Origin of the sequence: Candidatus Pelagibacter communis, from assembly GCF_001179845.1 — a bacterium.
Classification (GTDB): Bacteria; Pseudomonadota; Alphaproteobacteria; order Pelagibacterales; family Pelagibacteraceae; genus Pelagibacter; species Pelagibacter ubique_Q.
In genome coordinates this window covers 110,805-125,926 of sequence record NZ_CVSB01000045.1, presented here as the reverse complement: position 1 = coordinate 125,926, position 15,122 = coordinate 110,805, and the positions used below count along the sequence as shown (strand labels likewise).

The following is a 15,122-nucleotide window of genomic DNA, read 5'->3' as shown; positions in this document are numbered from 1 at the left end:
ATTTTAATTTGTCGCTTTCTTTTTTAATTCAGGCAAAGGCAAGTATGGAACTACACCTGAACCTGCATTTTTTTCAATAATTACTTTATCAATGTCTGCTAAAACTTTTTCCATAGTTTCTAAATACATTCTTTCTTGAGTAACTGCTTTCGCATTTTTATACTCATTGTATATGGCTATAAATCTACTCGCTTCACCCTCTGCTTTTGCAACTACTTCTTTTTTATATGCTTCTGCTGCTTGTAGAATTTTTTGCGCTTCACCTCGTGCTCTTGGAATTACATCATTTGCATATGCTTCAGCTTCATTTTTAGATCTTTCCATATCTGCTCTTGCAGCTTGTACATCTCTAAATGCATCAATTACTTGATCTGGTGGGTCAGCTTTTTGAGTTTGAACTTGTGTAATTTGAATTCCACTTTCGTAATCATCTAAAATGCTTTGTATTATATTTTGTGTCTCAACCTCAATTTTAGATCTACCTTCTGTTAAAATTGGCTGAATATCGCTCTTTGCAATTACTTCTCTCATTGCAGTTTCAGCAGCTGCTTTAACTGTGCCTTCTGGGTCTTGAATTTTAAATAAAAAATTACCAGCATCTTTAATTACCCAGAATACTGAAAAATCTATATTAACAATATTTTCATCTCCAGTTAACATTAAGCTTTCTTGTGGAACATCAGCAACACCACCACCTGTAGAAAAACCACTGTCCCTCTCAGATCTAAATCCAATATCCATTCTATTAACCTTAGTGACTTTCGGTGTTTGAACAGTCTCAACAGGAAAAGGTATATGATAGTTCAAACCAGGCTGTGTAGTTTTTACAAACTTACCAAATCTTAGCACAACGCCTTGTTCATCGGGTAATACTCTATAAAGTCCGCTCGCTAACCATACAAAAACTAAAACCAATAAAATTAAACTTATTGATTTTCCTCCTGAAGTTTTTCCTCCAGGTAAAAATCTTTTAATTTTATCTTGAAGATCTCTAATTAATTCGTCAACATTTGGTGGTGTTGGACCTCTACCTGATCCATTACCACTTCCTCCTCCACCCGGAGGTGCTCCCCAAGGACTTTGACCTTTAAAATCGTCTGACATATGCAAAAGTATATAGTGTCTTTATTACAAAAAACAAGTAATGATACTTTTATGACTGATAAAAAACCTGAACTTAGTGCCGCAATGAAAAGTAAGCTAGAGCCTAAAAAATTCACTAAAAATCCTATTCTTGGAACCAAATTTACAATTGCAATCTCCAGTGCAAAAGGTGGTGTTGGAAAATCTACATTTGCAACGAATCTTGCTTTAGCATTAAAAAAAATTGGATGCAAAGTTGGTCTTCTAGATGCAGATATTTATGGTCCATCAATTCCTAAAATGTTTAATATTAATGAAAAACCAAAAAGTGATGGTCAAAAATTAGATCCAATTACAAAATATGACATTCAATGCATGTCTATTGGTTTTTTAGCTGATCAACAAACTCCAATGATATGGCGTGGTCCTATGGTTACAAGTGCAATTAAAACTTTTACTCAGAAAGTAAATTGGAAAGATTTGGATTTTATTATTGTTGATATGCCGCCAGGAACTGGTGATACTCAACTTACATTTTCTCAAGAAATAAAAATGGATGGTGCAATAATTGTAAGTACACCTCAAGAAGTGGCTCTTTTAGATGTTAAGAGAGGAATCAAAATGTTTGATAAACTTGGAATTAAAATTTTGGGTTTAGTTGACAACATGAGTTTTTTCATAGGTGATGATGGAAAAAAATATAAAATTTTTGGAGAAGGGGGAGTAAAGAAAACTGCAGACGAATTTCAAAAAGAATTTTTAGGCGAAATCCCAATTAATCCTGAAGTGGGTAAAACTGGTGATCAAGGAAGACCAATTGTAGAGGCTAACCCTGAACATAAAATTTCTAAAATATATTTAAATTTTGCTGAAAAAATCAAATCAACTTATCTTTAAGATCAAAAGCAGACATTAATTCATTCCACTCTCTTTTAGACAATCCAGAACTCTCAACATCTACATTTTCACCTTTGATAAGTTTTTGAATAATTAATTTTCCTTTTGCAGAAACCTCAGTACCACCGACTCTATAATCCATAAAAGCATCATAAGTTGTGGGAACCCATTTTTTTACAGTATCCAGCATTATGTCGGCATAAACTCTAATTTCATATTGAGCATGACTATCAGCTCTTAATCTTAAAAAATTCATCAAATTTAATAAATCAGTTTTCCAATACCATTGGGTGTAAGTATTTAGTGTTAAATTCATTCTTGCGAGTTCTCTTGCTAAACCTTTTTTATTTTCATCAATAGTTGATCCATCAAATCTTTCATTTAGCATAGTCTCATAATTATCATAAGTTCTCTCTGCATCACTTTTTAAAAGTTCCAAAACTTCCTCTGCCTGTTTTCCTTCCAATACATCTCCTCTACCTTGTCGGTTACTAGTTGATTGAGCAGCTAAATTTTCTTGTGATGGCAAATAAAATTCTTTATCTAAAATTGAATACCTTGCAGAGTATTCATTTACATTAGCTGTTCTATGTCTTATCCATTGTCTTGCAATAAATATCGGAAGCTTAACATGATATTTAATTTCACACATTTCAAATGGCGTACTGTGCCAATGTCTCATCAAATATTTAATTAGTCCTTTGTCTGTTGAAACTTGTTTCGTTCCTTTTCCGTATGATACTCTGGCTGATTGAACTATAGATGTGTCATCACCCATATAATCAACAACTCTGACAAAACCATGATCTAAAGCTGGAATTGCTTCATATAGGATTTTTTCAAGCTCAGGAGCGGTAACTCTTTTAGTTTGATTACTTTGAGATTGCTGATTTTTTATTTCTTCTTGTTGTTCTTTAGTTAATTTCATGATTGTTATTGAATCTGTTGTAATTACTTTTATATTAATAATGTTGGTTTTCCAACTACGACGATAAACGAATTTCGTAATAACCATTGCGGACGTGGGGGCAGTACCCACCACCTCCACCATTACAACTCATGGGGGTGAAATAGATTCGACGGGTGACTAAAGGCTATTCTTTCGTTCGGGATTGTTCCACCGTAACGGGCTAATTTATAATTGCTAACGAAAGTTACGCACTTGCTGCCTAATTAACTTAGTTAATTAAGCAAACGGGGTCTGGGGCACCTGGCAACAGAACGCCCCTTAATAAAGGATTCCCTTATCCACTCTCATTTTCTTAAAATAAAGTTCAATGAAGGTTCAATGAAGTTTCAATGAAGTTTGAAAACAACAATTAAGTTACGATTTTATGACCTCTAATCTTATAATATTTTTTTAATTGAACATGTTCTTTTTTAACAAATTTTATTGCTGAATTTCTATCTTTTGATTTCTTTTTACAAAAATATATATCATCGTCTACACCTGGACAAGTATGGTAAACTAATATGTAATAACATTTGTTAATTTTTGAACTTATTATTTGATAATCATAATAATGATCATATACGGAATCATTATCATCAAATCTAATATAGATAGACCTTTCAAGTTTAAAATTAATATCCGCATTTTTTAGTAATGTACCATTTTCAATTGCGGCATGTATAAAATCTCCTTCATTTTTATAAATACCATCTAATAATTTTTTATGAGTGATATTTTTACCTAAACTTGAACTTACAAGGTCATTGAATACATCAGGAAATTTTTTATCCATCCAAGGTAAAGGAGAAATTTTAAATTTATATTTACACTGCTTGTCTAAATATTTGATAAATTTTTTTAGGTTAAGGTTTCTAATCAAGTCATCAAAGTCAAGGTTGTTAATATTTTTCTTCATAATTAAATTTATTTAATTAACTTGATGAAATTATCATCCTTCCAAAGTTCTTTTCTTTTTTTTCCTTTTTTATCTTTAAAAATAAAAGTTCCATGCATTTTTCCTTCTTTCCAAGTACCTTCGTAAACTTCTCCCGCTTTTTTTCCCTTGGTCTCTTTTAAAGTTCCTTTTCCGTGCATTGCGCTGTTTTTGAATTGTCCACTATAAATTCCACCATCTGGGAACTCAAAAGTTCCTTTTAACATCTGACCATTTGCCCACTGCCCTTTAAAAATAACCTTTTTAGTTTTATAAGATTTTGAAATTACATAACCGTGTTTTTTTCCTTTTTTAAATGTACCTGTATAAATCGCGTCACTTTTAAGTGAAATCTCTACTCCTTTACCTTCAGGTAAATCATTTTTAAAATCACCTTTATAACTATACCCTTCTCGTAAATATTCTCCCTTCCCATGAAACTTTTGATTTTTAAAATCACCTTTATAAGTATATTGTTTAGATACATATTCTCCATGACCATGAAACTTTGAATTATTAAAGTTTCCTCTATAATAATGATCTCCTACACCTTCATCTAAATGATCTGGATAAAAATAAATTCCATGTCCATGAGGTCTACTATCTAAAACATCTTTTATGGCACCACTATAACTAGCACCATTAGAAAATTTCATATTGTTTGCTCTCAATACTACATCGTTTGATTTAGTTTTTTTCATATTCAAATTTTACCCCAATTCTCAATGAAGTCTAGAAACGGGGTTTTTGAAAAAAGGTCAAACTTTCAATGAAGTCTTCAATGAAGTATTTAAATTACCTAGGTATTTTGGTATGATTTGTTTCTCGGGGGACACAGAACGCCCCCTACTATTTTAAAATAAGTTTTAATTATCAACGTAAATTTAAAAATACAACTTAGTTGGACGACTATAGGACGACCAGAAAAATTATTTTTTCATAAGATATATTGCAAGTATCAAAGCTGGCACACAAATTATAAACGTAGCAGCATCTGGTGAAACACCCAATATATCAGCTATTAGATCTCTTACTGCATGCATTTTAATCTATAAAGTTTTAAATATGTCTATAGTCGTTGATATAAGACCTAAAGCACCTACAAAACAAAATACTTGAGTTAAATAACCCCAGACTGCACTTTGTTTTTTTTGTAATTTTTCTTTTTTATAATTTTCAGCACATTCCCATAAACATGCAATTATCCCTACATTAACAGCAACGAACGGTATATAAAATATTTTGCTAATAGACTCAGCAAGCAATGTTAAACCAAAACTTGCGATAAACGAACCAAATATACCAAATAACCAAAATGCAGTTGCTAGATCTAAACTTCCATCTAGAAATTTATCATATGCACCTTTTTCTACTGATGATTTGTTATAATTTGTAGAAGTGCTTGATAAAGTTGTAGAAGTGCTAGATGGATTATATGATTTACTTTGTGAACTTTTTCTCAAACGAGCAACTTCAGCTGCATTCTCCTCATGAAGCTTTTTATACATTGCCTGTGCCATTCCCTTAACTCTTCGCTTGTCGTCTTCAGCAACTTTAGCAGAATATTTTTTCATAGACCCGTCGCATCTTGGACATTTATAAAAGGATATATCTCCTCTATAAGGTACATTTGCTGGATGAAGCCAAGCAGTGCAGTTTGAATTTGCACACATTAGATCCATCACTTTTGTAGATTTAGGTGCAGTAGTTTTTTTCGTAACTTTTTTAGTTTTTTTTGTTGGTTTTGGAACTCCGCAATGTGGACAAGTTTTAGCAAGTGTTGAAACTCCTTTACCACATTCTCTACATTTAGACATTGCCATGATTAATGTTAACAAATCTAATGGTCTGTGACGACTCAATTTTTAGACGTCATATGGACGACCAGATACGTAAAATTTATATAATTTTGGAAAAATAATTAGCTATAATCAAACAAAGTTCGTGGCGCCTGGCAACAGAACGCCCCCTACTTAATTTAATTTTTTTTTAATTTCAGCTTGAGCTGCAGCTAACCTTGCGACAGGAACTCTGTAGGGTGAGCAAGAAACATAATTCAATCCTGCATTAGAACAAAAAGATATACTATGAGGATCTCCTCCATGCTCTCCACAGATACCTAACTTTAGATTTTTGTTTTGTTTTCGTCCTTTTTCTACTGCTATTTCAACTAAATCTGAAACTCCTTCATCTATTGAAACAAAAGGATCAACAGAAAATATTTTGTTTTCTATATAATCATTTAAAAATTTTCCACTATCATCTCTACTGATCCCAAAAGTAGTCTGCGTTAAATCATTTGTTCCAAAACTAAAGAATTCCGCATGCTTGGCAATCTCTTTTGCTTTTATTGCAGCTCTAGGTAGTTCAATCATTGTTCCTACTAAAAATTCTATTTTTAATTTATTTACTTGTTGAACTTGACTAGCAGTTCTAATTACTAATTCTTTCATTATTTTAATCTCAGCCTCTGTAGATACTAAAGGTATCATTATTTCAGGAAATGCAGATTTAATTTTATTTTTTTTAAGGTAAACTAAAGCCTCAAATATTGCTTTGCATTGCATTTCATAAATTTCAGGAAAAGATATTCCCAGACGACATCCTCTATGACCTAACATAGGATTTTGCTCATGGAGCTCTTCAATTCTTGACTCAACCTCTTTAACTGGGAGATTAACTATACTAGCAACTTCATTAATTTCCTTTTCTGTACGTGGTAAAAATTCATGTAATGGTGGGTCCAACAATCTAACTGTGACTGGTAATCCGCTCATGATTTTAAAAATATCTATAAAATCTTTTCTTTGATGCGGTAACAATTTTTGTAATGCTATTGCTCTGTCTTCTTTTGTTTTAGATAATATCATTTCTCTTACAGATAAAATTCGTTCTTCATCAAAAAACATATGTTCGGTTCTACATAGCCCAATACCCTCTGCACCAAAATCTTTTGCCGTTTTGGTATCTTTTGGGGTCTCAGAATTTGTTCTAACTTTTAATTTCCTGAAGCTATCTGCCCAAGACATTAACTTGGAAAAATCACCAGAAATTTCAGGCTTAACAGTTGAAACGCTTCCAGCAATAATTCTTCCAGTTGAGCCATCAATAGTGATTATGTCTCCTTCTTTAATCTCAATTGAAGAAGTTTTAAAAGATCTATTTTCATAGTTTATATCAATTTCACTTGATCCTGATACACATGGTCTTCCCATGCCTCTTGCAACAACAGCTGCATGACTTGTCATTCCTCCTCTGGCAGTCAAAATTCCTTTAGCAGCATGCATTCCTTGTATATCTTCTGGAGAAGTCTCTACTCTTACCAAAATTGTATCTTGCATCATTGCGGTTAATCTTTCAGCCTCTTCTGATGTAAAAACTACTTTACCGCTTGCTGCACCAGGTGATGCTGGCAATCCATTTGCAATTACATTAATTGAACTTTTTTCATCCAAAGTAGGGTGCAAAAGCGTATCTAAAGAGTTTGGGTCAATTCTTAACACAGCTTCTTTTTTAGAAATTAATTTTTCTTTAACCATATTGACTGCAATCTTGACTGCTGATTTCGCTGTTCTTTTTCCTGATCTTGTTTGAAGCATCCATAGTTTACTATTTTCGACTGTAAACTCTACGTCTTGCATATCTTTATAATGCATCTCTAATTTTTTTAAAATTTTTTGAAGTTCTTTAAAAACTTTAGGCATAGATTCTTCCATTGATAATTCTTTTACTTTGGCATCTTGTCTAGCTTTTTTAGTAATATACTGAGGTGTCCTTGTACCCGCTACAACATCTTCACCTTGCGCATTGATTAAATACTCACCATATATTTCATTTGATCCATCTGATGGATTTCTTGTAAACACAACTCCTGTTGCACAATCATCTCCCATATTTCCAAAAACCATTGATTGAACATTTACAGCAGTTCCCCACTCAGCTGGGATTTGATTTAATTTTCTATAAACTTTTGCTCTGTTACTTTCCCACGATAAAAATACAGCACATATTGCTCCTAACAATTGTTCATAAACATCTTGGGGAAAATCTTTTTTTGCCTTTTCTCTTACTGTTCTTTTAAAGTCTTCAATTAATCCATCCCAATCACTTTCATCTAAATCTGTATCTAACAAAACACCTTTCGTAAGTTTATAATTTTCAATTAATTCCTCAAAATGATAACCTTCTACACCCATTACCACATTACCGTACATTTGAATAAATCTTCTATAACTGTCTTTAGCAAATCTTCCATTTGAGGTTTTAATTGCTAAAGCTTTAACTGTTTTATCGTTCAGGCCTAGATTTAGAATAGTATCCATCATACCTGGCATTGATACTCTTGCACCAGAACGTACAGACAACAAAAGTGGATTTTTTAAGTCTCCAAATTTTTTAGAAACATCTTTTTCAATTAATTTTAATTCTTTTTTAATTTGAGAAATTAAATTTTTATTTAATTTTTTTTTATCCTTATAAAAAATTTCACAAACTTTTGTGGATATTGTAAAACCAGGAGGCACTGGAAGACCCATTCTCCCCATTTCAGAAAGATTAGCACCTTTTCCTCCTAAAAAGTTTTTAGGATTTTTAATTTTTTTACTCTCCTTAGAATTAAAGTTTAATATAAGTTTTTTCATTAACGGGAGTCGATTAGAGAAAAATTAACATAATTGTTGAACGTTTTACACATCATTTGGATTAGTTCCAGCCTATTCTTCTTTATGACCGGATCATCTTCGTTCACAATTACATTATCAAAAAAGTCAAAAACCTCTCTTTTGACGCTAGCTAAATTGTCCAGTGTTTGAACATAATTTTCATCTTTACTAATGCCTGAGAAGTATTTACTTAATTCACTGATTTTTTTAAATAGATTTTTTTCTAACTCAGTTTTAAAAATACCAGGGTCAGTTGTATTTGATAATTCTATTTTATTATTTTTTAATTCACCGTCTAAAATGTTTGAGGCTCTTTTATAGCTTGCAATAATATCTAAACCATTTGGTTTGTTAATAATTTTATTTAAATGTTTAGCCTTATTAAAAATAATAACAGATTGATCTAAGTTAAAAGAACTGGTTGATGCTTGAATTATATCATTTCTAATATTTTCTTCCTTCATATGATATTTTAATCTATCCATTAAAAAATCTGATAATTCATTTTGTAGAGATTGGTTATCAATTTCAAAACCTTGATCTAAATAAAGGCTTAAAGAATAATTAATTAAATCTTTTATTTTAAAATCTTTTTTATTTTCAACTATTATTCTTATTACCCCCAATGCTAATCTTCTTAGAGCATACGGATCTTTAGAGCTTGTTGGTTTTTGATTTAAACCAAAAAAACCGACTAAAGTATCTATCTTATCAGCCAAAGAAAGTGCTATGCTAAATGGTTTTTTTGGAACTCTTGAACCTGAACCTGTGGGTAAATATTGCTCACTTATTGCCAAAGCTAAATCTTTATCAAAACCTTGTGCGTTAGCAAAATAACCTCCCATTACACCTTGGAGTTCTGGAAATTCACCTACTAGTTCTGATAATAAATCAACTTTACAAATTGATGCTGACAATTCGACTTTTTCTTTACTGATTAAAAGTTCATCAGATATCATTCCACCTAATTTTCTCATTCTTTGGGCTTTATCAAAATAACTTCCTAATCCTTTAAAATAATTCATTGATTTTAATTCGGTGACTTTTTTGACCATATTTTGAGATTTATCTTTTTTCCAAAAAAATTCTGCGTCACTTAATCTTGCTTCAACTACTCTTTCATTTCCTAATTTAATTAATCCCTTTTTATCTTTTTTGTTTGCAACCACTAAAAACTCATTTGTAATATTTTCTTTATTATCAAATATAGGAAAATATTTTTGATGGTATTGCATGGTAATAATTAATATTTCTTTTGGAATATTTAAAAATTTTTTATCAAATTCACAAAGAAGAATATTTGGTTGATCTGTTAAATCTACAACTTCATTAAGTAATCTAGAATTATGTTGAATCTTAATATTTTTATTTTTTAATATATTGTTGAATTTTTTTTCTATTAACTTTTTTCTTTCATTGTGATCAATGATAATGTCAATTTTTTTAAAAAAACTTTTATAATTTTTAAATTCTAAGAAAGACTTTTTATTTTCCTCAAATTCCTTATCAATAAAAGTTGAGTTAGAAGATGTTAGGTGATGAAAATTAAAATTTAACTTTTTTTTATCTAATACAGCTAGAATTGACTTTAAAGGCCTACCCCAATTTAGGTCAAAAGTTCCCCAATACATTGATTTTTTCCATTGAATTTTGTTTAATAATATTGGGATAAACTCCTCTAGCAATTCATGAGTATGTAATTTTTTTGATTTTGTCTTGAAAAAATAAAATTCTCCTTTATCTGTTTTCTTTTGGTAGAGATCCTTCTTTAAGATTTTATTTGACCTAACAAACCCCTCTAGTGCTACCTCTGGTGACTTGATATTTGGACCTTTAATCTCCTCAGATTTTAGTACAACATTTTTTTGAACTCCTTCAAACAATACCACTAGTCTGTTTGGTGTTGAGCATGATGAGCTTTTTTTAAATAAAATTGATTTTTCTAAAAAAAAATCATTAAAACTTTTAAGTAAATCTTCCCTTAAATTTTGTTGAAGATTTGAAGGCATTTCTTCACTAAATAATTCTAAAAAAAATTCTGACATTATTTTTGACTATCTAACCAAATGCCTGCTGCAGATTTTGTAATATCTCTTATTCTAGCAATATAACCTGCTCTTTGTGCAACACTGATTGCACCCCTTGCATCTAAAATATTAAACACATGACTGGCTTTTAAACATTGATCATATGCTGGTAAAGAAACTTTTTTTTCTACCAAATCTTTTGCCTCGGATTCATGCATTTCAAACATTTTCAAAAGTGTTTCTACATTCGCGTGTTCAAAATTGTATGCTGAAAATTCTTTTTCGGCTTGATGAAATACTTCGTGATATTTTACACCTTCATCATTCCACAATAAATCATAAACATTTTTTTGTTTTTGCGTGAACATACAAATTCTTTCTAATCCATAGGTGATTTCTACTGACACAGGTTTACAATCAAATCCAGCCATTTGTTGAAAATAGGTGAATTGAGTAATTTCCATTCCGTCACACCATACTTCCCATCCCAATCCTGCGGCACCTAATGTTGGACTTTCCCAATCATCTTCAACAAATCTTATATCATGATCATTATGATCTATTCCTATAGTAGATAAACTATTTAGATAAAGTTTTTTTATATTTTCAGGGGAAGGTTTAATTAAAACTTGAAATTGATAATAGTGTTGTAACCTATTTGGGTTATCTCCATATCTTCCATCTGTAGGTCTTCTTGATGGTTGTACGTAAGCCGCTTTCCATGGTTTATTTCCAAGTGATCTTAGGGTAGTAGCTGGATGAAAAGTTCCTGCACCAACCTCCATATCATAAGGCTGCAAAATAATACATCCCTTTTTACTCCAAAATTTCTGAAGATTTAAAATTGTATCTTGGAATGTTTGAATTTTTTTTTTTTCTTTTTTTGCTCTAGAAACCATATCTTTGCCAAATTGATCTTTCATCTAAAATACTTGCTATTTGATCTACTTGATTGCTGGATGAAGAAAGTTTTTGACTTAACCATCCTTTTGATTTTTCAAATTTTTTAATTATTACATCTTCACCAAATTTATCTTTTAATATTTCATGTGCGTTACCTGTTCCGTCAATTAATCCTAAATTTTTTGCTTTACTACCTGACCAAAACTCACCTGAAAAAAGTTCCACATCAGATTTGTTTAATTTTGATCCTCTGCTTTTTTCAACAACATCTATAAAGTCTTTATGAAGATCCAATTGAATACTTTTTAATCTTTCAATATCCTCGTTTTTTTCTTCTAAAAATGGATCAAGTGTGCTTTTGTTCTTGCCAGCAGTATGAACTCTTCTTTCAACCCCAATTTTTTTTATCAACTCAGTAAATCCAAAAGAAGAATATATCACTCCTATAGATCCGATTATTGAACTTGAATTTGCATAAATTTCGTCCCCAGCACAAGAAATCAAATAACCTCCAGAGGCTGCCACGTCTTCAGCGAATACAATAACTTTTTTTTTGTGTTTTTTTGCTTGTTCTCTAATAAAACTGTAAATTAAATGAGATTGGACTGGTGATCCTCCTGGAGAATTGATTGATATAGCAACACATGCCGCTTTTTTCAGAGAAAAAGCCTTTTTAATTAGTTCTTCTTGACCTGCAAAATCAATACCTTGTTTAAATTTTCCTGCATTACCAATAACCCCACTTAATTTTAAGTGAGCAACAATTTTTTTCTTTTTAAAAAAAGAGAACATAGGTAAGTCTTATAGAATTATTTATAGAATATAAAGACTACTTATAATTGAAGAAACTGGTGCGTCAATTGATAAGTAATATATATAAACAAATTATACTAATTTAAAAATCTTATGGGAACAGTTGTACAGCTTAAAAATCAGATAAATGATTCATATTTTCAGCTTAAAGACTCGGTTGAAGAAAAACTAGTTTTAACCGAAGAAAAAATAAAATCTAAATTATCTAGTGACGTACAGCTGGTTCAAAAAATGACAGATTATCATATAGAAACTGGAGGAAAAAGACTAAGAGCTTTACTAACATTGGGTAGTGCAAAATTGTGCGGTTACTCTAAAGGCTCTAGAGATATAAATTTAGCTGCGTGTGTTGAATTAATTCACAGCGCAACGTTGATGCATGATGATGTAATTGATGAAGGTGCCGTTAGAAGAGGTAAAGAAACTTTAAACAAAGTTTGGGATAATCATTCGTCAGTTTTAATAGGAGACTATCTATTGAGTAGATGTTTTGAAATGATGGTAGAAGACGGAAATCTAGAAGTTTTAAAATTATTATCGTCCACTTCATCTAAAATTGCTCAAGGAGAAGTTCTACAACTTCAACACAAAGGTGAAGTTGATATGCTGGAAGAAACATATTTAAAAATAATCTCAGCTAAAACTGCTGAGTTATTTGCAGCAGCAACTAAAGTTGGTGCAATTTTATCTGATGCAGAAAATAAAGAAAAAGATGCTTTAGAATTTTATGGAAGAAACTTGGGATTAACTTTTCAAATAGCAGACGACACACTAGACTATAATGCTGAGCTCAAACTATTTGGTAAAAAAATTGGTCAAGATTTTTTTGAAGGAAAAATTACCTTACCAATAATTTTACTTTTTCAAAAATTAGGAAATGATGAAAAGAAAATTTTATCAAACATTTTTAATAAAAAGTTAAGAACTAAAGATGACTTTAATGAAATTATTGCTCTTATAAATAAGTATAAAATAATCCAGGAATGCTATCAAAAAGCACAACACTATATAAATTTAGCTTCAAATTCTCTAAGCGTATTTAAAGACTCTGAAGAAAAAAATATTCTTAAAAGATTAACATCATTTAGTTTATCAAGAAATTTTTAAGGACTTAATAAAGACTTTATCCACTTCCCAGAGTTATCTTTATTATATTTTAATCTCTCGTGAATTCTGTTCTCACCATCTAGCCAAAATTCAATACTATCTGGAGATAAAATCCATCCAGACCAGTGACTTGGTCTTGGTACATCTGATTTGTTGCTATATTTTTTTTTGTAATCTTGTATAGATTTTAACAATTGTTCTCGCGAATTTAATTCTTCACTTTGCTTAGAAGCCCATGCTCCTATCCGACTTTCATACGCTCTAGATGAATAATATTCATCTGCAACGTGATCAGAAACTAATGAAACCTTTCCATTAATTCTTATTTGTCTTAGGAGACTTTTCCAATGGAAACACATTGCAGCATACGAATTTTCTTTTAATTCATTTCCCTTTTGACTATTTAAATTTGTATAAAATACAAATCCGTCTTTGTTGAAATTTTTAAGTAAAACCATTCTAACTGAAGGAATGTTGTTTTTATCTGATGTGGCCAAAGCAACAGCGTTTGGATCATTTGGCTCAGTTTTCTTTGCTTCCTCCATCCATTCATGAAATAAATGAATTGGATCATCTATATCAAGAAAGCAACTATTAAGACCTAAAGAATTTTTTTGATTCATAATTTAAACAAAATAATCTATATAATATAAATAATGTCATTTAATACTTTTGGAAAGCTATTTCGTTTCACAACTTGGGGAGAATCTCATGGACCTGCAATTGGTTGTATTGTTGATGGTTGTCCTCCAAACATAAATCTTAAAGAGCAAGATATTCAAACAGAATTAAACAAAAGAAAACCAGGACAATCTAAATTTACAACTCAGAGAAAAGAGGATGACAAAGTTCAAATATTGTCAGGAGTATTTGAGGGTAAAACTACAGGAACACCTATTTCTCTCATAATCTACAACAAAGATATGAGATCCAAAGATTATAGTAATATTAAAGATAAGTTCAGACCAGGTCATGCAGATTTTACTTATTTTAAAAAATATGGAATTAGAGACTATAGAGGTGGTGGCAGATCATCTGCTAGAGAAACTGCAGCAAGAGTTGCGGCCGGTGCAATAGCAAAAGTTGTACTTCAAAAAAAATTAGGTAAAAAATTTAAAGTAATTGGTGCGGTAACTCAGCTAGGAATTCTTGGATGTGATACAAATCAATGGAACGATAAAGTAATTTCAAAAAATCCATTTTTTTGTCCAGATAAATCAATGATTAAATTATGGGAAAAATATTTGCTTGGTGTAAGAAAATCAGGATCCTCATGTGGAGCAGTGATTGAAATAAGAGCGAGAGGTATCCCAGTTGGTTTAGGTGCTCCAATTTATTCAAAATTGGATACTGACATAGCTTCAGGTCTAATGAGTATTAATGCAGTTAAAGGTGTAAATATTGGAGCAGGAATGAACTCAGCACAATTAAGTGGAGAGCAAAATTCAGATGAAATTTCTTCAAAAGGAAATAAATTAAAATTCAATTCAAATAAAGCGGGTGGAATTCTTGGTGGAATTTCTACGGGCCAAGAAATTATTGCATCTTTCGCTGTCAAACCAACATCGTCAATTTTAACTAGTAGAAAAACTATAAATAAATTTGGGAAAAATACTTCAATATCTGTTAAAGGTAGACATGATCCTTGTGTAGGAATTAGAGCTGTACCAATTGGTGAAGCTATGATGAACTGTGTTTTACTTGACCACTACTTAATGAATAAAGCCCAATGTAGTTAGTTTAAA

Annotated in this window: 13 protein-coding genes and 1 other RNA gene; 4 read left to right on the top strand and 10 right to left on the bottom strand. The window is 31.0% G+C overall.

What is annotated here, in order from left to right; translation table 11 throughout:
• Nucleotides 1-3 precede the first annotated feature (3 nt).
• Nucleotides 4-1,104 (bottom strand): FtsH protease activity modulator HflK, encoded by a 1,101-nt coding sequence (gene hflK, locus AMN81_RS04870; protein ID WP_072090949.1) that lies wholly within the window; start codon nt 1,102-1,104, stop codon nt 4-6.
• Between hflK and AMN81_RS04865 the strand changes: the two genes are divergently transcribed.
• Entirely contained in the window at nt 1,105-1,980 is an 876-nt protein-coding gene (locus AMN81_RS04865) for an Mrp/NBP35 family ATP-binding protein (RefSeq protein WP_080986913.1), read from the top strand.
• Here the strand turns inward: AMN81_RS04865 and thyX are convergent.
• Nucleotides 1,961-2,908, bottom strand: coding sequence for an FAD-dependent thymidylate synthase (gene thyX / locus AMN81_RS04860; protein ID WP_072090948.1), 948 nt, complete (start codon nt 2,906-2,908; stop codon nt 1,961-1,963). The genes AMN81_RS04865 and thyX overlap by 20 nt on opposite strands.
• A gap of 4 nt (nt 2,909-2,912) precedes the next feature.
• Here thyX and ssrA point away from each other — a divergent pair.
• Nucleotides 2,913-3,211: a transfer-messenger RNA gene (gene ssrA, locus AMN81_RS04855) on the top strand.
• Between the two features lie 88 nt (nt 3,212-3,299).
• Here ssrA and AMN81_RS04850 read toward each other — a convergent pair.
• The 7 genes from AMN81_RS04850 to AMN81_RS04820 all read right to left on the bottom strand — a co-directional run bounded on the left by AMN81_RS04850 (nt 3,300) and on the right by AMN81_RS04820 (nt 12,249).
• A complete protein-coding gene (locus tag AMN81_RS04850; RefSeq protein WP_072090947.1) occupies nt 3,300-3,848 on the bottom strand; it encodes a hypothetical protein in 549 nt (182 codons plus the stop codon).
• A gap of 8 nt (nt 3,849-3,856) precedes the next feature.
• Entirely contained in the window at nt 3,857-4,567 is a 711-nt protein-coding gene (locus AMN81_RS04845; RefSeq protein ID WP_072090946.1) for an MORN repeat-containing protein, read from the bottom strand.
• A gap of 348 nt (nt 4,568-4,915) precedes the next feature.
• A complete protein-coding gene (locus AMN81_RS04840; RefSeq protein WP_143312060.1) occupies nt 4,916-5,728 on the bottom strand; it encodes a hypothetical protein in 813 nt (270 codons plus the stop codon).
• 111 nt (nt 5,729-5,839) lie between these two features.
• The gene (gene ppdK, locus AMN81_RS04835) at nt 5,840-8,506 is read right to left on the bottom strand and encodes a pyruvate, phosphate dikinase (RefSeq protein WP_072090944.1); all 2,667 of its coding nucleotides are present in this window, start codon (nt 8,504-8,506) and stop codon (nt 5,840-5,842) included.
• A complete protein-coding gene (gene glyS, locus AMN81_RS04830; RefSeq protein ID WP_072090943.1) occupies nt 8,506-10,572 on the bottom strand; it encodes a glycine--tRNA ligase subunit beta in 2,067 nt (688 codons plus the stop codon). The genes ppdK and glyS overlap by 1 nt, the downstream gene beginning before the upstream one ends.
• On the bottom strand, nt 10,572-11,453 hold the full coding sequence (locus tag AMN81_RS04825; RefSeq protein ID WP_072090953.1) for a glycine--tRNA ligase subunit alpha: 882 nt from the start codon (nt 11,451-11,453) through the stop codon (nt 10,572-10,574). The genes glyS and AMN81_RS04825 overlap by 1 nt, the downstream gene beginning before the upstream one ends.
• On the bottom strand, nt 11,443-12,249 hold the full coding sequence (locus AMN81_RS04820; protein WP_072090942.1) for a S49 family peptidase: 807 nt from the start codon (nt 12,247-12,249) through the stop codon (nt 11,443-11,445). The genes AMN81_RS04825 and AMN81_RS04820 overlap by 11 nt, the downstream gene beginning before the upstream one ends.
• A 114-nt stretch (nt 12,250-12,363) precedes the next feature.
• Here AMN81_RS04820 and AMN81_RS04815 point away from each other — a divergent pair, with 114 nt between their 5' ends.
• A complete protein-coding gene (locus tag AMN81_RS04815; RefSeq protein ID WP_072090941.1) occupies nt 12,364-13,377 on the top strand; it encodes a polyprenyl synthetase family protein in 1,014 nt (337 codons plus the stop codon).
• Here the strand turns inward: AMN81_RS04815 and pdxH are convergent.
• A complete protein-coding gene (gene pdxH / locus AMN81_RS04810; protein WP_072090940.1) occupies nt 13,374-14,000 on the bottom strand; it encodes a pyridoxamine 5'-phosphate oxidase in 627 nt (208 codons plus the stop codon). The two genes, AMN81_RS04815 and pdxH, sit on opposite strands and share 4 nt — an antisense overlap.
• 33 nt (nt 14,001-14,033) lie before the next feature.
• Here pdxH and aroC point away from each other — a divergent pair, with 33 nt between their 5' ends.
• Nucleotides 14,034-15,116, top strand: coding sequence for a chorismate synthase (gene aroC, locus AMN81_RS04805; protein WP_072090939.1), 1,083 nt, complete (start codon nt 14,034-14,036; stop codon nt 15,114-15,116).
• Nucleotides 15,117-15,122 lie beyond the last annotated feature (6 nt).